The sequence below is a fragment of the Streptomyces sp. NPDC058008 genome, from assembly GCF_042886395.1.
GTDB lineage: Bacteria > Actinomycetota > Actinomycetes > Streptomycetales > Streptomycetaceae > Streptomyces.
This window is the reverse complement of sequence record NZ_JBHVQX010000011.1, coordinates 150316-174537: the sequence shown is the minus strand read 5'-3', so window position 1 is coordinate 174537 and position 24222 is coordinate 150316. Positions and strand designations below refer to the sequence as shown.

26 protein-coding genes and 1 pseudogene are annotated in these 24222 nt (G+C 71.6%); 14 read left to right on the top strand and 13 right to left on the bottom strand.

The genetic code is table 11. From position 1 onward, the window contains the following. Window positions 1-296: 296 nt before the first annotated feature. On the bottom strand, window positions 297-524 hold the full coding sequence (locus ACFVS9_RS13970; protein ID WP_389932006.1) for a hypothetical protein: 228 nt from the start codon (window positions 522-524) through the stop codon (window positions 297-299). Between the two features lie 80 nt (window positions 525-604). Then, complete coding sequence (locus ACFVS9_RS13965; protein WP_383113800.1) at window positions 605-1084, bottom strand: hypothetical protein; 480 nt, start codon at window positions 1082-1084, stop codon at window positions 605-607. Between the two features lie 129 nt (window positions 1085-1213). On the opposite strand from ACFVS9_RS13965, the gene ACFVS9_RS13960 reads away from it, so the two are divergent. After that, a complete protein-coding gene (locus ACFVS9_RS13960; RefSeq protein ID WP_389932004.1) occupies window positions 1214-2074 on the top strand; it encodes a pentapeptide repeat-containing protein in 861 nt (286 codons plus the stop codon). Between the two features lie 276 nt (window positions 2075-2350). Further along, window positions 2351-3811 (top strand): glycoside hydrolase family 76 protein, encoded by a 1461-nt coding sequence (locus tag ACFVS9_RS13955; RefSeq protein WP_389932002.1) that lies wholly within the window; start codon window positions 2351-2353, stop codon window positions 3809-3811. A 58-nt stretch (window positions 3812-3869) separates the two neighbouring features. Here ACFVS9_RS13955 and ACFVS9_RS13950 read toward each other — a convergent pair whose 3' ends face one another. Then, complete coding sequence (locus tag ACFVS9_RS13950) at window positions 3870-4205, bottom strand: hypothetical protein (protein ID WP_383113797.1); 336 nt, start codon at window positions 4203-4205, stop codon at window positions 3870-3872. 125 nt (window positions 4206-4330) lie between these two features. On the opposite strand from ACFVS9_RS13950, the gene ACFVS9_RS13945 reads away from it, so the two are divergent. Beyond that, a complete protein-coding gene (locus tag ACFVS9_RS13945) occupies window positions 4331-5176 on the top strand; it encodes a rhamnogalacturonan acetylesterase (RefSeq protein ID WP_389932000.1) in 846 nt (281 codons plus the stop codon). 159 nt (window positions 5177-5335) lie between these two features. Here ACFVS9_RS13945 and ACFVS9_RS13940 read toward each other — a convergent pair whose 3' ends face one another. Beyond that, complete coding sequence (locus ACFVS9_RS13940; RefSeq protein ID WP_389931998.1) at window positions 5336-5869, bottom strand: SRPBCC family protein; 534 nt, start codon at window positions 5867-5869, stop codon at window positions 5336-5338. Between the two features lie 142 nt (window positions 5870-6011). On the opposite strand from ACFVS9_RS13940, the gene ACFVS9_RS13935 reads away from it, so the two are divergent. Both ACFVS9_RS13935 and ACFVS9_RS13930 read left to right on the top strand, forming a co-directional pair. Next, complete coding sequence (locus ACFVS9_RS13935) at window positions 6012-7361, top strand: radical SAM protein (protein WP_383113794.1); 1350 nt, start codon at window positions 6012-6014, stop codon at window positions 7359-7361. Between the two features lie 131 nt (window positions 7362-7492). After that, window positions 7493-8194, top strand: a complete 702-nt coding sequence (locus ACFVS9_RS13930) for an SDR family oxidoreductase (RefSeq protein WP_389931996.1) — start codon at window positions 7493-7495, stop codon at window positions 8192-8194. Window positions 8195-8266: 72 nt separating this feature from the next. Here the strand turns inward: ACFVS9_RS13930 and ACFVS9_RS13925 are convergent, their stop codons facing one another. Then, on the bottom strand, window positions 8267-9091 hold the full coding sequence (locus tag ACFVS9_RS13925; RefSeq protein ID WP_389931994.1) for an NADPH-dependent F420 reductase: 825 nt from the start codon (window positions 9089-9091) through the stop codon (window positions 8267-8269). Window positions 9092-9112: 21 nt separating this feature from the next. Here ACFVS9_RS13925 and ACFVS9_RS13920 point away from each other — a divergent pair, with 21 nt between their 5' ends. From ACFVS9_RS13920 to ACFVS9_RS13910, 3 genes are all read left to right on the top strand, one after another. Then, window positions 9113-9664: a glycoside hydrolase family 25 protein gene (locus tag ACFVS9_RS13920; protein WP_383113847.1), complete on the top strand. Its 552-nt coding sequence runs from the start codon at window positions 9113-9115 to the stop codon at window positions 9662-9664. 183 nt (window positions 9665-9847) lie between these two features. Then, on the top strand, window positions 9848-11578 hold the full coding sequence (gene ctaD / locus ACFVS9_RS13915) for a cytochrome c oxidase subunit I (protein WP_383113791.1): 1731 nt from the start codon (window positions 9848-9850) through the stop codon (window positions 11576-11578). A 34-nt stretch (window positions 11579-11612) separates the two neighbouring features. Beyond that, window positions 11613-11954, top strand: a complete 342-nt coding sequence (locus ACFVS9_RS13910; RefSeq protein ID WP_383113790.1) for a hypothetical protein — start codon at window positions 11613-11615, stop codon at window positions 11952-11954. A 40-nt stretch (window positions 11955-11994) separates the two neighbouring features. Here the strand turns inward: ACFVS9_RS13910 and ACFVS9_RS13905 are convergent, their stop codons facing one another. From ACFVS9_RS13905 to ACFVS9_RS13890, 4 genes are all read right to left on the bottom strand, one after another. Further along, window positions 11995-12372, bottom strand: coding sequence for a VOC family protein (locus ACFVS9_RS13905; RefSeq protein WP_383113789.1), 378 nt, complete (start codon window positions 12370-12372; stop codon window positions 11995-11997). Window positions 12373-12382: 10 nt separating this feature from the next. Continuing rightward, entirely contained in the window at window positions 12383-14230 is a 1848-nt protein-coding gene (locus ACFVS9_RS13900) for an FUSC family protein (protein ID WP_389931992.1), read from the bottom strand. Window positions 14231-14368: 138 nt separating this feature from the next. Then, window positions 14369-15958 carry a sigma-70 family RNA polymerase sigma factor gene (locus ACFVS9_RS13895; protein WP_389931990.1) on the bottom strand — a complete coding sequence of 530 codons (1590 nt, stop codon included), beginning with the start codon at window positions 15956-15958 and terminating at the stop codon, window positions 14369-14371. A 210-nt stretch (window positions 15959-16168) separates the two neighbouring features. Beyond that, a complete protein-coding gene (locus ACFVS9_RS13890) occupies window positions 16169-16363 on the bottom strand; it encodes an antitoxin (protein WP_383113786.1) in 195 nt (64 codons plus the stop codon). Window positions 16364-16816: 453 nt separating this feature from the next. Here ACFVS9_RS13890 and ACFVS9_RS13885 point away from each other — a divergent pair, with 453 nt between their 5' ends. Further along, on the top strand, window positions 16817-18103 hold the full coding sequence (locus ACFVS9_RS13885) for an FAD-binding protein (RefSeq protein WP_389931988.1): 1287 nt from the start codon (window positions 16817-16819) through the stop codon (window positions 18101-18103). On the opposite strand, the gene ACFVS9_RS13880 is transcribed toward ACFVS9_RS13885, so the two are convergent. The 3 genes from ACFVS9_RS13880 to ACFVS9_RS13870 form a co-directional block, all read right to left on the bottom strand. After that, a complete protein-coding gene (locus ACFVS9_RS13880) occupies window positions 18100-19077 on the bottom strand; it encodes an MASE1 domain-containing protein (RefSeq protein WP_389931986.1) in 978 nt (325 codons plus the stop codon). The genes ACFVS9_RS13885 and ACFVS9_RS13880 overlap by 4 nt on opposite strands. 63 nt (window positions 19078-19140) lie before the next feature. Continuing rightward, on the bottom strand, window positions 19141-19971 hold the full coding sequence (locus tag ACFVS9_RS13875; RefSeq protein ID WP_383113783.1) for a PP2C family protein-serine/threonine phosphatase: 831 nt from the start codon (window positions 19969-19971) through the stop codon (window positions 19141-19143). A gap of 112 nt (window positions 19972-20083) precedes the next feature. After that, a complete protein-coding gene (locus ACFVS9_RS13870; protein ID WP_389931983.1) occupies window positions 20084-20554 on the bottom strand; it encodes a MarR family winged helix-turn-helix transcriptional regulator in 471 nt (156 codons plus the stop codon). A 110-nt stretch (window positions 20555-20664) separates the two neighbouring features. On the opposite strand from ACFVS9_RS13870, the gene ACFVS9_RS13865 reads away from it, so the two are divergent. From ACFVS9_RS13865 to ACFVS9_RS13855, 3 genes are all read left to right on the top strand, one after another. Beyond that, complete coding sequence (locus ACFVS9_RS13865) at window positions 20665-21075, top strand: organic hydroperoxide resistance protein (protein WP_383113781.1); 411 nt, start codon at window positions 20665-20667, stop codon at window positions 21073-21075. 261 nt (window positions 21076-21336) lie between these two features. After that, entirely contained in the window at window positions 21337-21498 is a 162-nt protein-coding gene (locus ACFVS9_RS13860; RefSeq protein WP_383113780.1) for a hypothetical protein, read from the top strand. A 105-nt stretch (window positions 21499-21603) separates the two neighbouring features. Then, window positions 21604-22236 (top strand): SGNH/GDSL hydrolase family protein, encoded by a 633-nt coding sequence (locus ACFVS9_RS13855; protein ID WP_383113779.1) that lies wholly within the window; start codon window positions 21604-21606, stop codon window positions 22234-22236. Between the two features lie 38 nt (window positions 22237-22274). On the opposite strand, the pseudogene ACFVS9_RS13850 reads toward ACFVS9_RS13855, so the two are convergent. Continuing rightward, window positions 22275-22718, bottom strand: a pseudogene (locus tag ACFVS9_RS13850) (ATP-binding protein); the annotation flags it as partial. 242 nt (window positions 22719-22960) lie between these two features. Here ACFVS9_RS13850 and ACFVS9_RS13845 point away from each other — a divergent pair. Then, window positions 22961-23197, top strand: a complete 237-nt coding sequence (locus ACFVS9_RS13845; RefSeq protein WP_383113778.1) for a DUF397 domain-containing protein — start codon at window positions 22961-22963, stop codon at window positions 23195-23197. A 107-nt stretch (window positions 23198-23304) separates the two neighbouring features. After that, window positions 23305-24213, top strand: a complete 909-nt coding sequence (locus tag ACFVS9_RS13840) for a helix-turn-helix domain-containing protein (RefSeq protein ID WP_383113777.1) — start codon at window positions 23305-23307, stop codon at window positions 24211-24213. Window positions 24214-24222 lie beyond the last annotated feature (9 nt).

Here is a 24222-nt window from a genome sequence, read left to right as displayed (position 1 = left end):
CCACCGGGCGACCCCGGTGGCTGGCTTGCCCGAAGTGGTGCGCCCCGCGCGACCGGGACAGGCCGACGGCCTGATCCGGTCCCCCGGGGCCTGGTGGTCGGCCGGGGTCTGGCGGTCGGCCGTGCCCTGCCTGTCGCGCCCCGCCGCCTCGGCCCGCCCCGCCAGACATGCGGCGGCGTCGGAGACCCGAACCGTCGGTCACTCCGCCGGCCCGAATCCGTCGGTCACGCGGCCCCCGGTCCCGGCCCGTGGGTCACCCCGCCCCCGGTCCGGACCCGTCGGTCACCCCGCCCCCCTCAGCGGTCCGAACCCGACAGGCTCGGCTGGAGTTCCCGTACGAGGGCGAAGAGCCGGTCCTCGTTGCCCGCGAGTCCGGCGCCGCGCAGAGCCTCGTCGGCCTCCTCGATCGGTGAGGTGAGCAACGGCAGGTACAGAGGGGCCTCGGCCGGTTCGGCGAGCGCGGCGCGCGTGGCGGACAGCAGACGGATGTACGCCTGGGCCGCGGCGATTTCGGCTTGGTGCATCAGCATCTCCCCGTCAGAGGTGTCGGACCGTCAAGCATCCCTCATGGGTCTGACAACGCCCCGTCGTCGTGGACGACCCCTCAGGGGCGGGGCGCGGACGGTGGTTCGACCTCGAGGAAGCGCCGTCGGCGTGGGCCGCGGTACGACAGCACCGTCCAGCCCAGGCGCCGCAGCACCGTCACGCACCCGGCCAGTGCCGCCTCCTCGTCGTGCGCCGCTCCGCTGCCCGGCGGACCGGCCCACTCGACCCGCACCGAGCCGGGCGTCCCGCCCTCACACACGCGGTAGCCGGAAGCCGTCCGCTCCCCGGACGTGCCGACCGCCGACGCGGGTATCCCGGCGGCCTCCAGTGCCAACGCCACGGCCCGGAGCGGCCGGTGCAGCTCCCACGGGGCCGGGGCGCCCTCCGGGTCCGCGTGATCCGCGCGGGTCAGCCGCCTGATCTGGAGCAGCCCTTCGAAGGCGGCCCTCACCTCCGCCGCGCGCCTGCCCGCCGCGTCGGGGGCCACCGGACCGTCACCGTGCGCGGGCTCGAATCCGCCCTCCTGCGACTGCCTCATGTCCTCCCCCTCCACCGGCGTCGAGCTCTACGGGTCAAGTGTGCGCCCGCCCACTGACAGGACACCGCCCGACGACGCCGCGCGCCCCCGTAAACTTGGCGGATCCCGCACACCGGAGGAACCAGGCACGTGCCCGACGACGACCCGACCGCCGCACCCCTGACCGAACGGGCCGGGCTGCGCGCCGACTGCGCGAACTGCTTCGGACTCTGCTGCGTGGCACTGACCCTGACCGCGTCGGCGGACTTCGCGATCGACAAGGAGGCGGGTACCCCCTGCCCCAACCTGGCGGAGGACTTCCGCTGCGGCATCCACACCCGCCTGCGGCCCGCGGGCTTCTCCGGCTGCACGGTGTACGACTGCTTCGGCGCGGGCCAGAAGGTCTCCCAGGACACCTACGGCGGCCGGGACTGGCGGTCGGCCGCCGGTACCGCCCAGCAGATGTTCCAGGTCTTCCCCGTCATGCGGCAGCTCCACGAGCTGCTCTGGTACCTCACCGAGGCCCTCACCCTGAAGGCCGCCGAGTCCCTGCACGCCGACCTCCGTGACGCCCTGCTGGCCACCGAACGCCTCACCGGACTGCCCGCCGACGCGCTCGCGGAGCTGGACGTGTCCGCGCACCGCGACAGGGTCGCCGCCCTGCTGCTGCGCGCCGGTGAACTGGCACGTGCCTCGCTTCCCCGGCGTGCCGGGCGCAGCCGGCGCGGTGCCGATCTCATCGGGGCCGGGCTCAGGGGCGCCGACCTGCGCGGGGCCGAACTCCGGGGGGCCTACCTCATCGCTGCCGACCTGCGCGGAGCCGATCTGCGCCGGGCGGAGCTCATCGGAGCCGACTTCCGCGACGCCGACCTGTCCGACGCCGACCTGAGGGGCGCCCTCTTCCTCACCCAGGCCCAGTTGAACGCGGCGCGAGGCAACGCCGCCACCAGGCTGCCGGACTCCCTGACCCGGCCTCCGCACTGGGCGACGGGCGGCCCCGGTACCGCCTGAACACAATCGGGCTCGCCCGACCGGGAGTTCGCCGTACCGGATCCCGAGCGGTCCCGGAGTGCGGTGGCCGGGGCAGGGGGCGCGCCGCGCCCGAGCGCAACGCCGACGCCGCCCCGCCGCGCACCCGGGGCGTGCCGTGCCGCCTCACCGGACGGAACCGGCGGGGCGAAACGACCCCATTGACATGTACGCGATGTTCGGGTCATCTGGCAGACGTCGGCTCCGCGCGCAGCCGATCCGTACCGGAGGTTCCCCACGCCTCGAGGAGATGTCCGTATGCCCGTGTCCCGGAGGGGCTGGACAGCCGTTGCGCTGTCGCTCGCCCCCGCCCTGCTCCTCACCGTGCTGCCGGCCTCCGCGGCGAACAGCGCGCCGTCCGCGGAGACGGACGTCGTGTGCAACAAGCGGTGCGACGCCCGCGACCCCGCCACGGCGGCCTCGGAGCGCACTCCCGTCACCAGCTCCGTCCACGGGCGGACCATCGGACTGCACGTGTCCGATGACGATGTCATGGGCTGGGCCTCGATCGACGACGGCGACCCCGGCGACGAGGTCTGGCTGGACCGGAGCTTCGACGGGGGCCGGACGTGGTCGTCCGGCAGCAGGCTCGGCGCGACGAAGACCCCTACGGGCTCACGTGGCTGGCGGACCCAGATGTACAACGTGGACGACTGGAACACCGCGGGCGTCGGGGCGCTGCGGGCCTGCGGAAAGGCCGGCGACCGCCCGGAGATCAGCTGCACCGGCTGGGCCCGCACGGACTGGAACGCCTGGAGCCGGGGAACCGCCGCCGCGACCGCCCTGATGATGTCGTACGACCGGGACACGGGCCTCTTCGGCGGCAACGGCTGGTGGACGGCCGCCAACGCGCTGACGGCCGTCCTGGACAACGCGCGCGTGAGCGGGATGCCGAGCTACCGGTACGCGATCGCCTCGACGTACGACAGGAACATCGGCGCCCAGGACGGTGACTTCACCAACGAGTACCTGGACGACACCGGCTGGTGGGGCCTGGCCTGGATCGCCGCGTACGACGCGACGGGCGACAGGCGCTACCTGGACACGGCGCGCGCCGACGCCGACCACATGAACGCCTACTGGACCGGCACGTGCGGTGGCGGTGTGCTGTGGAACCGGACGAAGACCTACAAGAACGCGATCACCAACGAACTCTTCCTCCAGCTCAACGCGGCGCTCCACAACCGGATCCCCGGCGACGGCGTCTACCTGGACCGGGCCACGGAGGAATGGTCGTGGTTCCGGCGGAGCGGCATGATCAACGGCGACGACATGGTCAACGACGGTCTCACCGACGCGTGCGCCAACAACGGCCAGACCACGTGGACGTACAACCAGGGCGTCGTGCTCGGCGGCCTCGTCGAGCTGCACCGGGCCACGGGTGACGACTCGCTGCTGACCACCGCACGCCGGCTCGCCGACGCGTCCACCACCCGGCTCGAGACCGACGGCGTGCTGCGCGAGCCGGGGGAGTCGGACTCCTGCACGGGCGACGGCCCCTCCTTCAAGGGCGCGTACGTCCGGGGCCTCGGCAGGCTCGACGCGCAGCTGGAGGACCATCCCTACGCCGCGACCCTGGACCGCTGGGCCGACGCCGCCCACGCCCGGAACCGCAACGCGCTGGACCAGTACGGTCCGCACTGGAACGGCGGCCCCGGCCGGAGCGACTACGGCTGCCAGCAGAGCGTGCTCGATCTGTTCAACGCGGCCGGCCAGTAGGGACCCCGCGCGCTCGTCCTCCGGCTCCGCCGCCCCCACCTCGGGAGCGCCCGGACGATCAGTCGCCGACGAACCACAGACAGCTGCCCGGAGTGTCCGCACAGCACCGCAGCATCGTCATGAGGTCCCGGACAGCGGCCTTCTGACGCTCGCTGGAGTACATCAGCAGCAAGGAGGCCGCCGCGTGCAGCGCGGCCTCCGCCTGCCGCCCGTCGAACACGGTGTCTCCGTACGCGTCCACCCGGGCGAGACGGCCATGTTCGGCCTCGGACGTGACCGACAGCATCTCGGCCAGCGCCTCGCCGTGATCGTACGACCCACGGAGCAGGGTCGCCCTCGACCGGTCCCAGTCGAGGGCGGGACGCTCCGCGTGCAACTCCAGTTCGATACCCACCGTGACTCCGTCCGCCCACGGTCACCGCTCCCGACCGGATCGCACCGCCCGGCCCCGGCAACCTTTTCGCCGTGGGCTGCGACCGTACTCCGACGATTCCCGAAATCTCCCGCAGGGAAGGCCGGATGAGCCGTATGACCGTGGTCACCGACACCAACCGCAGACATCTCCTCCTGGGCACCGCCGGCGCGCTCGTCACCGGCGTCGCCGGTGCGCTGGGCATACCGGGTGATGCCTTCGCCGCCCCCTCCGCCACCAGCGCCCGGAGCGCGGCGGCGACCGGCACCGTGTACATCGCGAGCGACTCCACCGCACAGTCCTACAGCTCCGGCTACTACCCGCAGGCTGGCTGGGGCCAGAAGCTGTCCTCGTACTTCACCTCGAACATCACCGTGGCCAACCGTGCCATCGGCGGACGCAGTTCGCGTTCGTTCATCGAACAGGGACGGCTGGCCGCGATCCAGGGGGTGATCAGGCCGGGCGACTACCTCTTCGTCCAGTTCGGGCACAACGACGCGACCGTCGGGAACGCCGAGCGGTACACGCCGCCCGCCGACTACAAGGAGTACCTGCGCAACGACTACATCCGCGCGACCCGCGCCCTCGGTGCCACACCCGTCGTGGTGACTCCGGTGTCACGGCGCTCCTACAACGCCTCCACCGGGAAGTTCAACGTCTCCTTCCCCGCGTACGTGGACGCCGCGAAGGCGGTGGCACGGGAGGAGAACGCGGCCCTGGTCGACCTCTCGGCGGCCAGCCGCGCCTACCTCGACTCGATCGGGGCGGAGGCGTCCAAGGCGGTCTTCCTGTGGCTGGCCGCCGGGCAGTACCCGAACTTCCCCGGCGGCGTCCAGGACGACACGCACTTCCAGGAGCGGGGCGCCGTGGAGATGGCCCGCCTCGTCTCCCGGGCCGTCGCCGGGCTCGGGCTGCCCCTCTCGGGCGAGGTGGTGTCCGGGGCGGTGCGCTGACGGCCCGGTGGGAGCGCCCCGGCGCGCAGGCGGGGACGGGCCGGGCGCCGACGCCGTGGACGGCCCCCGAGCGATCGGTCCGGCGTCACGGCCCCTGCCCGCCCCCAGGAGGAGAACCCGGCCCGCGGCACCCCCGGAGGTGTTCCGCGGACCCGCGCGTCACTCCTTCGCCGTCGGGCCGTTCTGGTGCGAGCCGTCGCGCTCCAGCGCGTCCTTGAGGCGTTCGAGGGTGGTCCGGATGTTCCCGCGCTGGAACTCCGCGAACGTGTGCCCACGCGTCGCGACGCGGTCGAAGGCGTTGGCCAGGAAGTCCGGCCACGCCCGCCGGTTGTCCGTCCAGGTCTCCGTGACCCGGGTGGAGCCGTCGACCGCCTCGAAGCGGTACTCCCACAACGCGATGGCACCCGGCAGCCGCGGACGGCGTACTCCGATCGCGTGGACCCGGAAGGCGAACCGTTCGCCCGGATCGGCGGCCGTCACCGTGCACCTGGTCGTCCACCGGAAGGAGCCGCGTTTGTTCCGGCCCTCGAAGACCATGCCGACATGGGCGCCCCGGCGATCCCCGAGCACCCTCGCGCCCCGGTTCTCCGGACTCCAGCGTCCCATCGCCGTCGGATCGCTGAGCTCCTCGTACACGGCTGTCGGCTCCGCCCGGATCAGGATGCTGTCCGATACGGACATGGTGCGGGGCATGAGGGTCTCCCTGTCCTCGGCCGGCCGGGGCATGTCACACAAGCCGGACCGATCACGTGCGAACGGTCGGAGGTACTGGTTCGTTGGACAGTGTGGCGTACACGCAAGAGCGTCCAGGACACCGGACCCGAGGAGCACCCACATGCCAAGTCCCAGCCGACCCGGCACCACCCCCACCACCGCGACCGGCGACCGGACGCGTCTGGTGGAGCGGCTCATGGAGCGGTTCCCCCACGTGCCCCCGGAGGCCGTCCTCAAGGAGGACCTGCTGCGCGGCGGCATGGCGTTCGACGACTCGGCGCTCAGCGACAACGAGCACGGGGACGTCAAGCCCAAGTCCTACTTCATCTTCTCCTTCGACCACGGCACGCTGCCCGAGCTGGGAGCCGCGGCCCTGCGCCGGCCGCCCGAGGAGATCGTGCTCACCGGAGGGCCCTACGGTCTGCGCCGCACGGTGGTGTCGGTGCGGGTCAACCCCGCGTCGCCGTACCGCGTGGCGGCCGGAGCCGACGGGGTCCTCGGCCTCTACCTCGACGGGGTGCGCATCTCGGACGTGGGCCTGCCGCCGATGCCCGACTACTACCGCCACACCCTGGCCAACGGGAAGTCCGTCATGGAGGTGGCGCCCACCATCCAGTGGGGTTACCTGATCTACCTCACGGTCTTCCGGGTCTGCCAGTACTTCGGTGCCAAGGAGGAGTGCCAGTACTGCGACATCAACCACAACTGGCGCCAGCACAAGGCCGCGGGCCGCCCGTACACCGGTGTGAAGGACGTGGAGGAGGTCCTGGAGGCGCTCGAGATCATCGACCGCCACGACACCGCGGGGACGACCACCGCGTACACGCTCACCGGGGGCGCCATCACCTCGCACCTCCAGGGCCGGGACGAGGCCGACTTCTACGGGCAGTACGCCAAGGCCATCGAGGAGCGCTTCCCCGGACGCTGGACGGGCAAGGTCGTCGCCCAGGCCCTCCCCAAGGCCGACGTGCAGCGGTTCCACGACTACGGCGTGCAGATCTACCACCCGAACTACGAGGTGTGGGACCGCCGCCTGTTCGAGCTGTACTGCCCCGGCAAGGAGCGCTACGTGGGCCGCGACGAGTGGCACCGCCGCATCCTCGACTCCGCCGACGTCTTCGGCGCCCGCAACGTGATCCCGAACTTCGTCGCGGGCGTGGAGATGGCCGAGCCCTTCGGGTTCACCACCGTCGACGAGGCCATCGCGTCGACCACCGAAGGCCTGCGCTTCTTCATGTCGCACGGCATCACCCCGCGCTTCACCACCTGGTGCCCCGAACCCACCACGCCGCTGGGGAAGACCAACCCCGACGGTGCGCCGCTCGAATACCACATCAGGCTGCTCGACGCCTACCGCTCGACGATGGAGGAGTACGGGCTGTCCTCACCGCCCGGATACGGTCCGGCGGGCGCGGGCCGGGCCGTGTTCTCCGTCAGCTCGTTCATGGACAGCCTCCCCGCCGAAGGGTGAGGCCGCGCGCGGTTCACCGCTTCCCGCAGAGGCGCCCTTGACATCGAGTGCGCTCCACGTGGTGGAATCCCGGCCTGGCCCGGCCCCGCTGGGCGGGCCGTGGAGCGCGGTGACGACAGGGGGAGCGGATCATGAGTGAGTCTCCGGTGACGCTGATCACGGGCGGCGGCAGTGGGATCGGCGCCGCGACGGCACGCCGACTGCTGGAGAGAGGGCACCGGGTGACCGTCACCGGCCGAGGGGAGGACCGTCTGCGCGCGTTCGCGGAGAGCGCCGGTGATCCGGCGGAACTCCTGACGCTCGTGGGCGACGCCGCCGACCACGCGGCGGTGCGGTCCGCCGTGGACGTCACGCTCGAACGGTTCGGGAGGCTGGACACCGTCGTCGCGAACGCGGGGTCCGCCACGCACGACACCCTGGCGGACGGGGACCCCGAGGGCTGGCGCGAGATGGTGCTGACCAACGTGCTCGGCCCCGCGCTGCTGATCAGGGCCGCCCTGCCCGCACTGCGCCGGACACGAGGGCGGATCGTCCTGATCGGCAGCGTCGCCGGCTTCGTCAACACTCCGGGGAACATCTACGGCGCCACCAAGTGGGCGGTCACCGGCCTGGCCGAGAACACCCGGCGCATGGTGACGGGCGAGGGCGTGGGTGTGACCCTGGTCGCCCCCGGGCGTGTGGAGACGCCCTTCTGGGACGGGCTCGGCAGCCTCCCCGACGGATCGCTGCTGACGGCGGACCAGATCGCGGACTCCGTCGTGTGGGCCATCGGGCAGCCGGAGGGCGTCGACGTCAACACCGTCGTCATCCGCCCGGTGGGCCAGCCCGTCTGAGGTTTCCGCGCCGCCCGGGAGCCGCGCCCCGGCACGGGGCGGGGACGCAGCTCCCGGCGCACGGTCACGCGGTCAGGCGCGCCACTCGGCGGTGCGTTCCGGGGAGGCCTCCGCCAGCGCCTTCGCGATGGTTTCGGCGTCGCCCCGGTTCCCGTACACGGGCGTGCCCGGCTGCTGGCGCCAGGACTCGTCGAGGCCGCCCGCGTCGACGGTGTCGAAGCCCAGTTCCTCGATCAGGTCCCGGACCGCCTGCTTGGCCGCCGGGTCGTCACCGGCGACCGGAAGGGCCTGCCGGCCGGGGGTTCCCTGAGGGAGCCCGTTGTCGAGGATGTCCTGCGCGTACGTGCCGTTGAAGGCCTTGACGACAGGATGGCCGATCTGCCGCTCGGTCCACCGGCTCTCCGTCAGCCCGTCCTCGATGGCGGCGATGCGACCGTCACGCTGCTGCGGGTAGTAGTTGCCCGTGTCGATGACGACCGCGTCGTCCGCCGCTCCCTCGAGCAGGCCCGAGGGCAGGTCAGGGACCGCCTTGAGCGGGACGGTCACCACGACGATCCGCGCCCCACGGGCCGCCTGCGTCGACGGCACCGCCGTGGCACCCGTCTCGGCGGCCAGCGCTTCGAGGGTCTCGGGGCCACGCGAGTTGGCGACGGACACGTCATGTCCCAGCGCCGTGAGCCGCCGGGTCAGATTGCCGCCGATGTTGCCTGCTCCGATGATGCCGATCTTCATGAATCCGACCTTCCGGTGCCGAGTGCCTGAGGTGAAAGGGTCTCGCCGGACCACCAACCGTGGGGGAGCGGACACTATTCCGGAGCTGGAGAATCGGTTCAGCACAGGGGTGACGGAATGGGACAGTCCCTGCTGGGCACGTATGGGGGCGAGAAGCGGAACCATAATGCCCACTTGGAGGTACCCGTGCTGCACGGCGTCGACGTCAGCGCCTTTCAGACCGACTTCGACACGGACGGGCTGGACTTCGTCTTCGTCAAGGCGACCGAGGGACGCTCCTACGTCAATCCGAAACTGCAGAGCCAGGTGAAACGCGTCAGGGACGCCGAGTGCGTCGTCGGGTTCTACCACTTCCTCTGGCCGGGAGAAGCGAAGGAACAGGCGGCGTACTTCCTGGACAAGACCCCGGAGAAGGAAGGAGACCTCCTCGCCGTCGACTGGGAACAGACGGGCGACGGCACGCACGCGTCCAGCGCGGACAAGGACCGCTTCATCCGGGAGGTGAAAAGGCTGAGGCCGGACCACCGCGTCCTGCTCTACTGCAACCGCTCCTTCTGGCTCAACGACGACACGAGTTCCTACGCCGGCGACGGCCTCTGGATCGCCGACTACGGCAAGCCGGCCGCACCCCGCATCGACGCGGCCTGGCGCATCCACCAGTACACCGACGAACCACTCGACAAGAACGTCGCCGACTTCCCCTCGCGGAACGCGCTGCGTGCCTGGGCCAAGGCCTGAGACCGCGGTTCCTCCCCGGGGGCACGGTGCGCCCGTCAACACGGGCATCACCCCCTTCGGCCAGTGGAGTGTCCTTTGCCAGCCACTGGTGCAGTGCGCACGGAGATGACCTGCGGTACCCCCGCAGGGAGTCCATCCTGGTCGCCGAGTCAGCAACCGGCCGTCGACCGAAGGAGTGCCGCAGTGACGACGAGGGGTCCCTCAGTATCGGCGGAAGCCGATGCCGCCTATCAGGACGAACTGCCTGTACGGCGTCGGCAGCCGGGAAACGTGGTCATCAGGTGGCTGACCACCACCGACCACAAGACGATCGGCACGATGTACCTCACCACCTCGTTCGCCTTCTTCCTCGTCGGCGGTGTGCTCGCGCTCGTCATGCGCGCCGAACTCGCCCGCCCGGGTACCCAGATCGTCTCGAACGAGCAGTTCAACCAGGCGTTCACGATGCACGGCACGATCATGCTGCTGATGTTCGCGACGCCGCTGTTCGCCGGGTTCGCGAACTGGATCATGCCGTTGCAGATCGGCGCGCCGGACGTGGCGTTCCCACGGCTGAACATGTTCGCGTACTGGCTCTACCTCATCGGTTCGGTCATCGCCGTGACGGGCTTCGTCACCCCGCAGGGCGCGGCGGACTTCGGATGGTTCGCCTACTCCCCGCTCAACGACGCGGTCCGCTCGCCGGGCGTCGGTGCCGACCTGTGGATCATGGGTCTCGCGTTCTCCGGCTTCGGCACGATCCTCGGGTCGGTCAACTTCATCACCACGATCATCTGCATGCGCGCCCCCGGCATGACGATGTTCCGCATGCCGATCTTCACCTGGAACGTCCTGCTGACCGGTGTCCTGGTCCTGCTCGCCTTCCCGGTCCTCGCCGCCGCGCTGCTGGCGCTGGAGGCCGACCGTAAATTCGGCGCACTCGTCTTCGACCCGGCCAACGGGGGCGCCCTGCTCTGGCAGCACCTCTTCTGGTTCTTCGGCCATCCGGAGGTCTACATCATCGCGCTGCCGTTCTTCGGAATCGTCTCCGAGGTCATTCCGGTGTTCAGCCGCAAGCCGATCTTCGGCTATGTCGGTCTGATCAGCGCGACGATCGCCATCGCCGGCCTTTCGGTCACGGTGTGGGCCCACCACATGTACGTGACCGGCGGTGTGCTGCTGCCGTTCTTCTCCTTCATGACGTTCCTCATCGCGGTACCCACCGGGGTGAAGTTCTTCAACTGGATCGGAACGATGTGGAAGGGGTCGTTGTCCTTCGAGACACCGATGCTCTGGTCCGTGGGATTCCTGGTCACCTTCCTCTTCGGTGGTCTGACCGGCGTGATCCTGGCCTCGCCGCCGCTGGACTTCGAGGTCTCCGACTCGTACTTCGTCGTCGCGCACTTCCACTACGTCGTCTTCGGCACCGTGGTCTTCGCGATGTTCGCCGGATTCCACTTCTGGTGGCCGAAGTTCACCGGCAAGATGCTGGACGAGCGCCTCGGGAAGATGACCTTCTGGACGCTGTTCGTCGGCTTCCACGGCACCTTCCTCGTACAGCACTGGCTGGGCGCCGAAGGCATGCCGCGCCGGTACGCGGACTACCTCGCGGCCGACGGTTTCACCACCCTGAACACCATCTCGTCCATCTCCTCGTTCCTGCTCGGACTGTCGATGCTTCCGTTCCTGTACAACGTCTGGAAGACCGCCAAGTACGGCAGGAAGGTCGGGGTCGACGACCCCTGGGGCTACGGCCGTTCGCTCGAATGGGCGACGTCCTGCCCGCCGCCGCGGCACAACTTCCTGACGCTCCCGCGGATCCGCTCCGAATCGCCGGCGTTCGACCTGCACTATCCCGCGATCCGCGCGCTGGAGGAGATCGCGAACCGTCCTCACGAATCCGTCACCGTCGCCCCCGGCGACAAGCAGGAATAGGACGCGGGCAACGGTTCGAGGAGAGGAGGACCGCGTGAAGCCGGACAAGGAGAGTGCCCGGGGCCTGGCGCAGGTGGAGGGCTACCTGCTCTGGAACGCCGAGGTGGAGGAGGCCCGCAGGCAGGCCCGCCGTTTCACGGGAGCCCTGCCCTGGCTCACCACCGCCCAGCGTGAGGACGTCGAACGCGTCTACGTGGCGGACCGGGTGGAGGTCTGCAAGCGGACGCTGACGACGATCGCCGGGCGTGCCGTGGAGCTCCGGGGCGAGTACACCGCACGCTACGACCGGCTCAGGGCCCGCTGCGTGGCCGTGTCCGTCCTGACCGTCGGGGCCGTGAGCGGTGTCTGCGCCGCCCTGACCCTGGTCAGCCGCTGACCCTGCCCGGGAGGCCCGGACCGCGTCCGGGCCCCCGGGCTCAGTGGCGCACGAGGCAGAACGGATGTCCGGCCGGGTCCGCGAACACACTCCAGCCGCGCGCCGTGGCTCCCGTGTCCAGCACGGTGGCCCCGCGTGCGAGGACCTCCGCCTCGGCGCGGTTCAGGTCCGGGACGCCGATGTCCAGGTGGAGCTGCTGCGGGCGGGCGGGGTCCGGCCACCGCGGGGGGAGGTGCCCCTCGACCTTCTGGAAGCAGAGCACCGTCCCGGCCGGTGTGTGCACCGTCGCCCAGTTCTCGCCCACGGCCCACCGCCTGTCGGGCCTGTTCACCTCCCCGCCCAGCAAGGCCGCGTAGAACCCGGCCAGCCGCGCCGGATCGGGACAGTCCAGGACCACGCACTGCAATTCAGCGACCATGGGCCGCATCCTAGGAGCGGGCGGGCCGGCCGGCCGGGGCGGCCCAGGCCCGGTCGAGCTCCGACACGTGAGCGGCGAGCAGTTCGGCGTGTGCCGGGGGCAGCCCCGCGGCCGGCCGGTCCAGCTGCACCGCACACGCCGTCGTGGTGTCGATCAGCTGTTCCAGCGCACCGGCGACGCTGTCGGATCCGGCGGAGTGCCGGGACACCGAGGGGAGTTCGGCTGCCGACAGATCGATCGCCGTACGGGCCACCGCGAGCGACCGGTAGGCGTCGCGGCGCAGTGCTCCCCTGCGGGCATGGTCCTCCGGGGCGTCCAGGACATGTCCGAGGTAGCGGTGCGCCGCCCGCACCGCCGTGTCGAGCGCGGCCCGTACGGTGTGGCCCCGGCGGCCCGGCAACGGGAGGTGGCCGACGAGCAGCACCGTCCCGCAGGCGAGGAGGGACTCCACCACCCGGCCCCAGGAGGCGGGCGGCTCCCCGCCCAGCAGCACCAGGGACAGGACCAGCACGGTGACCACCGCCGTCTGCACCGCGAAGTGCCGGGTGGCGACCGGAAGGAGCGCGCCGCACAGTGCCACCGCCGCGACCAGTGGGAGCGGCCCGGACACGAGCGCGGCCACGGCACCGAAGAGCGCGGCGCCCGCCACGGTGCCCACCGCCCGGCACACCACCCGCGAGGCCAGCGGCCCGAGATCCGGCTTGACCAGGAACACGGTGGTGGCGGGCAGCCAGTACCAGTGCTCATGGTGCAGCAACTGGGCGACCAGCGTGCTCGTCGCGCAGCACACCGCGACCCGGAGGCCGTACTCACGCCCTGCCGCGCTCCACGCCCGGCCCAGGACGGAGACGCCGGAGCGCCCTCCGCGTCCGCCCGGCGGGGTTCCGGCCGGGCTGTCGAACACCGCGGCGGCCCGCAAAAGTGCCTCGTCCAGGGCCCGCAGCCCGGCATCCGTGCGGGCCGGCGCGGACAGCGGCCCGCACGGTCCGCCGGCGCGTACCGCCTCCGCCAGCCTCCGGGGCCCCTCCACGATTCTGGCGGGCAGCGGGTTCCCGGCCCACGCCAGCGCGGTCGCGGCCTCGGCCAGCGGGAACGCGGCCGCGTACCGGGCGTGCAGACGGCGTTCGGCCGCAGAGCTCGCGTAGCGGCGTATCCGGGGGCCGGACAAGGCGTCCTGGGCCTGGTCGAGGGCGGCACTCAGCGCGCTGCGCCCCGCGCGGGCCCCAGGGCCGCCGGCGGCCCCGAGAAGGGCGGACACGGCCTCGTACACCGCGGCGACCGCCTCGCGCTCCCCGTCGAGCCGGTACGGCCCGCTGCGCAGGCCGCCCGGCGAGGGCAGGACGAGCCGCAGGAGAAGGAGCCACCCCGCACCGGCCAGGAAGAGCAGCGCGCGCAGCGGCCCGGGCTCCGGCAACGGCATGCCCGCCCCGATCACGACCGTGACCAGCACCTGCGTGCCGCACGCGGACGCGACGGTCCCCGTCGAGCTGATCGCGCCCGCGACCAGGCCCAGCACCCCGAAGACGAGCGGCAGCACGACGAGCGACCGGCCGCCGCCCACGGCCTGGGCGATCAGTGTGCCGAGCAGCAGACCCGCCGAGCCCGCGAGGGCGGGGAGTCCGAGCCGGGCGACCGAGGCCCGGCGGCCGCCGGGCCGGTCGTTGATCCCCGCCAGCATCGCGCCGAGCGCGGCGGGGACCCCGGCCGTCGGGCGGTCGGCGAGCACCGACACCAGCAGCGGCGCGGCGGCCAGCGCCCCGCGCAGCACCGCGTTCCACGGGACGGGCCCGCGCTGGGCGCGCAGCGTGTGGGCGAGCCATGGGGGAAGCCGGGTGGCGAAGGGGAAGGGCGTGGGCACCGTGCTCCTGTCCGCGAGGGAGACGTCTGTCGCCGGCGGACGCCATCGGCCTTGGCTTCCGCTAAGCGTAGATCCCCTACGTGGAGGGGGTGCTACCTGCTCGTTTCCGCAGGATGACGGGGGTGCGGAGCGCGGGGGTCAGAGGGCGGCGGCGAAGTTCTGGGTCCACACGGGCCCCCCGGACGAGTCCTCCCTGCCGATCCCTATCTCCTTGAAGGCGCAGTTGAGGATGTTCGCCCGGTGGCCTTCGCTGTTCATCCAGGAGTCCATCACCGATTCGGCCGTCTGCTGGCCCTTCGCGATGTTCTCGCCGTAGGTGCTCCACCGGTATCCGGCGGCCGTGATGCGCGCGCCCGGATCCGTACCGTCGGGCGAGGTGTGGGAGAAGTAGTCGCGCGCCACCATGTCCGCGGAGTGGTCCGACGCGGCCTTCGCCAGCAGCGCGTTGCCGCTGACCGATCCGCAGCCCTCCTTCGCCCGCTCCGTGTTGACCAGGGCGATGACCTCCTCGGCGACCGAGGGGGCCGTCGTGGCCTTCGGCGTGGCGGCGGGCCCGGAGGACGGAGCGCGGGGCTTGGGAGGCTTGGCGGGGGTGGCCGTGGCGCTCCGGCTCGGGGACGCGGACGGGGACTTCGTCGCGGACGGCGACGGCGGGACCGACGAGGGCGAGGCCGAGGGGGTGGACGGCGAGGGGGACGGGGGAGCCGCTGCGCTCTCCGACGCCGACGGGCCCGTGAGCGGAGCCACGGCGGTCGCGGGTTCCTCGTCCGGGTCGTCCGCGTAGAGGTGCACGGCGGTGCCGCCGCCGCCCAGGACCGCGACCGCCGCCAGTCCCGCCGCCACCGTGGTGCGGCGACGGCGCCTGGCACCGTTCCTGCGGCGCTCGGCCCGGCCGGGGCCCGTGACCGATGTCGCCGCGGGCAGGAACGCCGTCGACAGCACGTCCGCCGCGGGGCCGCCGGCGGACGCCGCCACGGGAACCAGGGCCAGCCCCACCAGAAGGCCCTCCGCCGGGACCAGGCCCGACCGGTGGCCCGCGCACACCGTGCACTCACGCGCGTGACGCACCAGCCGCTTGCGCCACAGGGCCGACGGCACCCCGTCCCAGCGGAACGTCAGATCCTCGAGCAGGACACAGCGCGGGTCGGCCGCCAGCGCGCGTACCACCACCCGGGCCGCGTCCAGCCGCTCCTTCATCCGCTGGACGCGCACCGCCGTGTGCTGGGGAGACAGTCCGAGGGCGTTCGCGACCTCCGCCCGGGACAGCTCCCCCGCGGTCTCCAGCCACCAGAGCGACACGAGCTCGCGGTCGTCGTCGTCCAGCCACCGCGTGGCCTCGGCGGCCTCGCGGCGCTGCCCGGTGAGGCCGAGACGGACGATGGTCAGCCCGACGAAGTCGGCGGCCGGGTCGACGACGTCGTACGCCTCCTCCATCCGGTCCGCGGGTATCTCCCCGGTGCTGCGCCGGCGCCGGTACCCGCGTATCTCGTTCATGGTGATGGCCACGAACCACGACCGGAACCTCTTGGGGCTGCGCAGCGAGGGCAGGCCGCGGAGCATCCGCAGCACGCTCTCCTGGACCACGTCGTCGACATCGGCGTGGCCGTTCAGCGCCCGGCCGACGATGTTGTAGATCAGCGGCAGACAGGAGGCGACGAGCCGGTCCTGCGCCTCGGGGTCGCCCTTCTGCGCGGCCTTGATCAACGCCGTCTCGCGTGCCTCGCCCATGCTGTGCTCACTCTTCCGGGATCCTGTTCCGTCACTGCCCACACTCGGGAGACGCTGTGCGGCCGGGACAATAACAGGAATCCGTTCATGTGCTCGAGACCCGCTCCCGGATCCGTGCACGCCGAGTGCCGGGCCCGGGGGTGGTGTGCAGCACCACCGCCGGGCCCGGCACCGGCACGGGGACCGCCGGCGGGCCGGCGGTCCCCCTGGTCAGGAGCGGGGCGGGTTGTCCTGGTCGCTGTCCGATCCGAGCTGCTGCTTGAGCTTGTCCTGACCGGTGTCGACCTGCTTGCCGTACTTGCCCTGCGTCCGGTCGTCGATCATGTCTCCGGCCTTGTCGACACCCTTCCCGGCCTGGTCCTCGTGGCCCTTCAGCATCTTCTTGATCTTGTCCAGCGCGGACATGGCGGATCCTCCTCGCCTCGTGGTCCCCCACGCATCCAGGGTCACCGCACATCGCCGGGTCCGCATCCGCGCGGGCGTCCGCCTGTCGGTCCGCGGGGTGCCCGACGTGTGAAGGGCGCCTGGATGGGCAGATACCGGGTTACCTGGAGGAGGTGGTGGCCGTGGGCCGCATCCAGATCGTCCGCCGTCCGCAGCCCCCCGCGGGGCCGCCCCCGCTGGATCTGAGAACTCCGTCCGGACGCCCCCTGCCCTACTGAGCCCCGCGCGGGTTCCGTGCTCACGGAGCGCGGAACCCGGCGTGAGCGGTCACCGGCCACCACGGCGGACCGACCCGCGACGCCTGGGCCCGCTTTTGCGGGGTGCGGACCCGGCTCCACCGGGACGCACACGCCCCGAGGGCGGTCCGGGGCGCGGGCCCGTTCCCGATGCGGCCGAAGCGTAAGCTCCGTAGGCATGATCGATCATTCGGTGCCCGTCCCGTCCTCCCGCCGGACGAACTGGGCCGGCAACATCACCTTCGGTGCGGAGCGGCTGCACACCCCCGCCTCGGTCGCCGAGCTCCAGGAGCTCGTGGCCGCCGGGACGGCCGTCAGGGCCCTGGGCACCGGCCACTCCTTCAACACCGTCGCCGACACCCGGGGCACGCTGATATCCGTCGCGGGCCTGCCCCGTGCCGTCGAGATCGACAGCGCGGCGCGCACCGCGACGGTGAGCGCCGGTCTGCGCTTCGGGGAGCTGACCGGAACCCTGCACCGGAGCGGTTTCGCGCTGCACAACCTCGGCTCGCTGCCCCACATCTCCGTGGCCGGGGCGTGTGCGACGGGCACCCATGGCTCGGGTGTCGGGAACCGCGCCCTCGCCGGTGCCGTCAGCGCCCTCGAGATGGTCACCGCCGACGGCCGCATCGTCTCCCTGAAACGCGGCGACGCCGGCTTCGCCGGTGCTGTCGTCTCCCTGGGCGCACTCGGAGTGGTGACCCGGCTGACCCTTGACCTCGTGCCCGCGTTCGACGTCCAGCAGTGGGTGTACGAAGGGCTCCCGGCCGAGCAGCTGCTCGGCCGGTTCGACGAGGTGATGTCCGAGGCGTACAGCGTGAGCCTCTTCACCGGCTGGCACGGCGGCCCGGTCGACCAGGTGTGGCTCAAGCGGCGGGTCGAGGACGACGGTCCGCGCACGGCCCCCCAGCGGTGGCACGGCGCGACACTGGCACGGGAGCCGCGGCACCCGGTTCCCGGCGTCGCGGCCGGACACTGCACCCAGCAGCACGGTGTCCCCGGACCCTGGCACGCCAGGCTGCCCCACTTCCGTCTCGAGTTCACCCCGAGCAACGGGGAGGAACTGCAGTCGGAGTACTTCGTCGCCCGGCGCGACGCCGTCGCCGCCCACGAGGCCCTCGACCGGATCCGGCACCGGTTCGCGCCGCTGCTCCAGATCGGGGAGATCCGCACGGTGGCCGCCGACGACCTGTGGCTCAGCCCGGCCCAGGGGAGGGACTCCGTGGCGTTCCACTTCACCTGGGTCCCCGACACCGAGGCGGTCACTCCCGTTCTCGGGGCCATCGAGGAGGCCCTCGCCCCCTTCGGCGCCCGGCCGCACTGGGGCAAGGTCTTCACCACCGAGCCCGGCACGCTACGGGAGCTGTACGGGCACTACGCCGACTTCGAGCGGCTGACCGAACGGTTCGACCCCGCCGGCACCTTCCGCAACGACTTCCTGGCGCACCACTTCCCGCGACCCTAGCCCGGGCCGTCCGAGCGGCCCCCGGCCGAAGGGCCCGGCGCCAGTTCCTCCACGAGCGCCGCCAGTTCCTCGCAGGCCAGCTCCGTCTCGTGACGGATGTTGTTGTGCTCGGTCACGATCGCCGCGAGGAGGAGCGCGGTGAGGGCCACACAGCCGTTGAGGATGCACAGGTTGAGCATGACCTCGAGCACCGAGTGGTCGGCGAACGGCCCGATGCTCTCGGTTCCGGCGACGATCGCCATCACGGACATCAGCAGGGCGCAGGGGGCGCTGCCTGCCAGCTGGAAGCGCAGGGCCGCCCAGATGAGGACCGGGAACAGGATGTAGATCATGGAGAGGGAACTCCTGGTCGCGACCGCGGTCGTCGCCACGGCGACGACCGCCAGCGTCACGGCCTCGGCCCACCGGTCGTCCCTCCTGGGCATCCGCACCCGGCTCAGGACCAGCAACAGCGGCGTGACCATGAGCACGCCCATCGCGTCGCCCGCCCACCAGGCGGACCAGACCGGCCAGAACTTGTCCGCGGAGAGCGCGCCGTTCAGCAGCTGGATCCCCGCGCCCACGGTGGCGCTGATGATCATCCCGCCCAGCGCTCCCAGGAAGACCAGGGCCACCCCGTCGCGCAGACGGTCGAGCTCGGTGCGGAATCCCACCGCGCGCAGAGCCAGGAAGGAGCACACGGGGGCCAGGGCGCTCCCCGCCGCGATGGCGACTCCCCAGACGGTGAGGCCGTCGCTCATGGCGATGACGGTGAGCAGGGCGCCGAGCGCGATGGCGGGCCAGATCCGCAGTCCGAGGTACAGCAGCGCGGCGACGGCGATCCCGGAAGGCGGCCAGAGGGGGGTGACGACCGAGCTCTCCACGGTGACCTGCCGCAGGAGACCGAGCCGTCCGGACGCGTAGTAGGCGGCGGTGATGCCCAGCATCCGCAGGACGAGCACGGCTCGGCGTCTGGTTACCTCGCTCCGGATCACGCATCTCATAAGACACCGGTCATGACGGCGGGCCGTTGAGACACGCGTGGCAGGGGAGCGTGCTCACTCCGGTCCGGCGGAGGCTTCGTGGCGGAGCACGAGGACTGCCGCGTCGTCCTCGTGGCCGGTGAAGACCGCTGCCCGGAGCACCTGGTCGGCCAGCTCCTCGGCGTCGGCGGCGACGTGCTCGCTGACCAGGCCCCTGATCCGTTCCAGGCCTTCGTCGATCGCCTGCGAGGGCCCTTCGACGACTCCGTCGGTGAGCAGTACGAAAGCACCGGCCGCGTCGAGGTCGCGCCGGGTGACCGGATAGTGCTGGGACGGCTCGATGCCCAGCGGAAGGCCGCCCGCGTCGTCGGTGATCCCCGAGCGTCCGTCGGCCGTCGCCCACACGGACGCGACGTGGCCCGCGCGGGCGCTCCGCAGCTCCCGGCTCCACGGATCCAGCCGGAGGAACGAGCAGGTCGCGAACAGGGAGGAGTTCATCGACATGACCAGGTCGTTCGTGCGGCTCATCACCTCACCCGGATCCGCCGCGGAACCGGCGATGGCGCGCATCGCGATCCGGACCTGGCCCATGAAGGCGGCGGCCTCCACGTCGTGGCCCTGGACGTCGCCTATGGCCAGGCCGAGGGACCCGTCGGGCAGCAGGAAACCGTCGTACCAGTCACCGCCGATGTCGAGCCCGTCGCGCGCGGGGGCGTAGCGGGCAGCACTCCGCAGCCCGGGGAACACGGGCAGGCAGGCCGGCAGCATGTTGCGCTGGAGGGCCTGGGCCAGCTCCACGCGGGCCTGGTGGAGCTCCACCTCCTGCCGGGCACGGGCAGTCAGATGCTGCAACGTGCTGAGCAGGTCCTCGGCGCTCGCCGACCGTGGAGTTCGACGCCGGTTCATGGGCTGCTCCGCGTTGCGATGGTCCCTGCATCATATTTCGGTGACGCAGCTCCTGCGAGCGCTGTGCGGGACGCCTCCCGGTCGCGCGGACCCGCCGGGGCGGCCGCCCCCGTCAGGCCTTGCCGAGGGAGGCGGTGAGCCGCCCCAGGGTCTTCTGAAGGGCCAGGATCTCCTCGACCGACAGGCCCGTGGCCCGCAGGATCGCCCGGGGGACGGGCAGTGCGCGGTCGTGGAGCCCCGTCCCCGCGTCCGTGAGGTGGACCATGACCGACCTCTCGTCCTCGGCGCTGCGCTCACGCCTGACGAGTCCGGCCGATTCCAGCCTCTTCAGCAACGGCGACAGCGTGCCGGAGTCCAGGTGCAGGCGCTCGCCGATCGTCTTGACGGGCAGCGGTCCGTGTTCCCACAGGACCATCATCGCCAGGTACTGGGGGTAGGTGAGGCCGAGGTCCCTCAGCGCCTCCCGGTAGACGCCGCCGAAGGCGCGGGAGGCCGCCTGGAGGGAGAAGCAGACCTGGTGGTCCAGCCTGAGGAGGTCCGCGTCCGCCAGGTCGGTCAGGTCGGGGGTCGGTGGTGGCGTCATGGGTCAAGGATAACCTGCCGCGTGTCATTGAGTTGTGCACAATTGAATTGTGTGCAAGTCTCATGGGGTGGCCGGTCCGCGGTCACCGTCGTACGAGAGAAGGCCACCCCATGGACGCGCTGTACACCGCTGCCGCCACCGCCAACGGCCGCGAGGGCCGGGCAGTCAGCTCGGACGGGCAGATCGACCTCACGCTCGCCCTGCCGCCGGCCCTCGGGGGTGACGGGAAGGGCACCAACCCGGAGCAGCTTTTCGCCGCCGGGTACGCCGCCTGCTTCGCGAGTGCCATGAGCTCGGTCGCCCGCGAGATGAAGGTCGACACCAAGGACGTCTCCGTGACGGCGGAGGTCTCGATCGGGAAGGACGACACGGGATTCGGCCTCGCGGTCGTCATGCGGGTGGAACTGCCCGAGGCGCTGGAGGGGGAGACCGGCCGGCGTCTGGTCGAGGCGACCCACGCCTACTGCCCCTACTCCAAGGCCACGCGCGGGAACATCGACGTCGAACTCGTCATCGAGTAAAGGAATCACGGCTCCCCCGTCCGGCGTAGGGCGGGGGTCCAGGGCCGCGTGGGGGCGGGGTCGGACCCGGGGTGGTTTGAGCCGCAGTCCGGTGCTCCGCCCTCTGAGCTGCACCTCTTCGGCGCGGTCAGCCGCAGGCGGCTTCCCGCTCCGCCCGGGGCCTACGCCGGGGTCGGCCTCCCGGGGGTCATCGGGCGCCGCGTACACTCGGCTCCCGTTTCCGCTGATTGGCGGGCATAACCGATCGATAGGCAGCTTGACGTGAGTTCCGCAGAGGCATCCGACGCACCGATCTACGCCGGTCTGGTGGAGGAGCAGGGCGACGTACCGGCCGAGGTCCGACGGGTGGCCGAGGAGACCCTGCTGGAGGTGGAGAGCGCGCTCGACTTCAGCGCGGTCCGGGCTCCGGCCGCCGCGCGCTGAGCGCACCGGGCCACGCCGGTCCGTCCGCGTGGGCGGTGGGTCGTGCCGGGTCCCGGCGGGCAGGATCATTGACGGCCCCTGGATCCTCACCGTTCGGAGCACCGCGTGACCGTCACCCTGCACCACTCGGCCACCGTCCTGTTCCAGGGCGACAGCATCACCGATGTGGGGCGGCTCGCCGAGCGTGACCGCCCGCTGGGCAACGGCTACGTCCGGATGGCGGCCGAACGTGTGCGGTCCGCGCGGCCGGACAACGGCATCACGTTCCTCAACCGGGGCGTCGCCGGCGACGGCGTGGCCCAGATGCGTGCCCGCTGGCGTGAGGACGCGCTCGACCTGGAGCCGGACGTCGTGTCGGTCCTGATCGGCGTGAACGACACCTGGCGCCGCTACGACTCCGGGGTCGTCGTCCCGCCCCGTGCCTTCGAGAGCGACTACCGCGCCGTCCTCACCCAGCTCCGGGACGGACGGGACGTGCAGCTCGTCCTCATCGAACCCTTCCTCGTGCCCGTGCGGGACGAGCAGTGGGCCTGGCGTGAGGACCTCGCGCCGAGGATTCAGACGGTCCGGCGGCTGGCGGACGAGTTCGGCGCGGCGCTGCTGGCGGCGGACGGCCTGCTCAACGAGGCCGCCCGCGCGGCCGGCGGCGCCGAGTGCGTCGCCGGTGACGGGGTCCACCCGACCCCGTACGGGCATGAGCTGCTGGCGGAGGCCTGGACGGCGCTGGTGGGGCTGTAGCGCGCGGGAGCCCGCAGGACCGGAATCCTGGCCCAGACGGTCTTGCCCGTCCGGGTGGGCCGCGACCAGCCCCAGGAACTGCTCAGCGCGTCGATGATGCGCAGCCCCCGCCCGCGTTCGAGGCACTCGTCCGCCCGGCGCAGGACGGGCACCTCGGGACTCGGATCGTTCACCGCGCAGACGAGCGTGCCGTCCTGGCACGCGAGGCCGAGCCGGGCCGCGGACCGTCCGGAGTGCCCTGCCGCGGGCTGAAGGCCGTGGCAGACCGCGTTGCTCACCAACTCACCCGCGACGAGGGCCACATCGTCCGCACAGGAGCGCAGCCCCCAGCCTGCCAGCGCGTCACGGACGAACGCCCGTGCCTGCCGCAGGCTTTCGTGATCCGCGTCCAGGCCGCGGGTGGTGAACCCAGGGGCCCCGATGCCGAGGTCCCTCGCCAGTTCGGCGTGCGGGTCCGTGCTGCTGCCGACCGAACCGGGCATCTGGGCTGCCGCTCCGTGACGTGGTGTGTTCTCCGCGTACATGAGTGCTGATCACCCTCCGCTGAGGCCGGTTCGTGGTGTCGTGGGGGACGGATGACCACTAGTATCCTCGCCGTCCGCCCCGGGGGTGCAATTGCATCCGGAATTGCACTCCGGCGTGTGAGCAGGGGACACCTGTTCACCCGGCGCGGGCCCTGGTGACGCACCAGGCTGTGTCAGCGCGACGAAAAGGAATGGACCGCATGCAGCACATCGACAACGGCGCTCCCGCCAACTCCCTGACCGGCGTGGAGTGGAAGAAGAGTCACCACAGCAATCCCAGTGGGAACTGCGTGGAGATGGCACTGCTGCCCGGCGGTGAAGTGGCCGTCCGCAACTCCAGGTTCCCCGAGGGCCCCGCACTCGTGTACACGGGGGACGAGGTACGCGCCTTCCTGGCGGGTGTCAGGGACGGCGACTTCGACGCCATGGCAGGCTGATTCAACGGATCGGCGGGCTGAAAAGGTACGGCACTCACGCATCCGCCGGGCCTTCCCGGGGCTCCTGATGGCACACTGGCTCGAGACGCCCGTCCTCAGGAGTCCGCATGCCCGGCATCGAACCGCTTCAGCCGTCACGGAAGCCGGCGCTCGCCCCGGCCGCGGGGGCGAGCCCGACGGCGTTGCGCCTGGTGCTGGGCGCCCAGCTGCGGCGCATGCGCGGTGAGGCCGGCATCACCCCCGACGAGGCGGCCGAACGGATCAGGTGCTCGACGGCCAAGATCAGTCGTATGGAGACGGGCCACTCGCCGTGCAAGGAGCGTGACGCCGCCGATCTCCTCGCCCTCTACGGGGTGAACGACCCTTCCCGGACAGCGGAGTTCATCGATCTGGTGCGGAAATCCGGCCAACGTGGATGGTGGCGCAACTACGCCGACGTGCTGCCGGACTGGTTCGAGCCGCTGGTCGGCCTGGAGGAGGCGGCGGCCTCCATCCGCACCTACGAGGGCCATTACGTTCCGGGTCTTCTGCAGACCGCTGACTACGCCCATGCGGTGGTGCGTTCCGGGCACGCCCTGGAGTCGGAGGAAGTCACCCGGCGCCGGGTCGAACTCAGGCTCAGACGGCAGCAGTTACTCCAGCGGCGGGACGCCCCGAAACTCTGGGTCCTGCTGGACGAGGCGGTTCTCCTGCGCCCGACGGGTGGTGCCCGGGTGATGCGTGAGCAGCTCGTCCACCTCCTGGAGATGACTCAGCTTCCCCATGTGATCGTGCAGGTGGCCCCGTTCGAGGTGACCGCCCATACGTCTCCCGGGAACGGCATCACGTATCTGCGGTTCGCGTGGGACGGTCTCCCCGATGTCGCGTACATCGAGCACCTGACCAACGCCACCTCCGTTAACAAGCAGGAGAGCACGGACGAGTACCGGTGGATCCTCGACTCGCTCAGTGCCCAGTCGCCGAGTCCGGTCGAGAGCAGGGAACTCCTGAGGCAGGCGCTCGAGCGTTACAGCTGAGCACCCGCC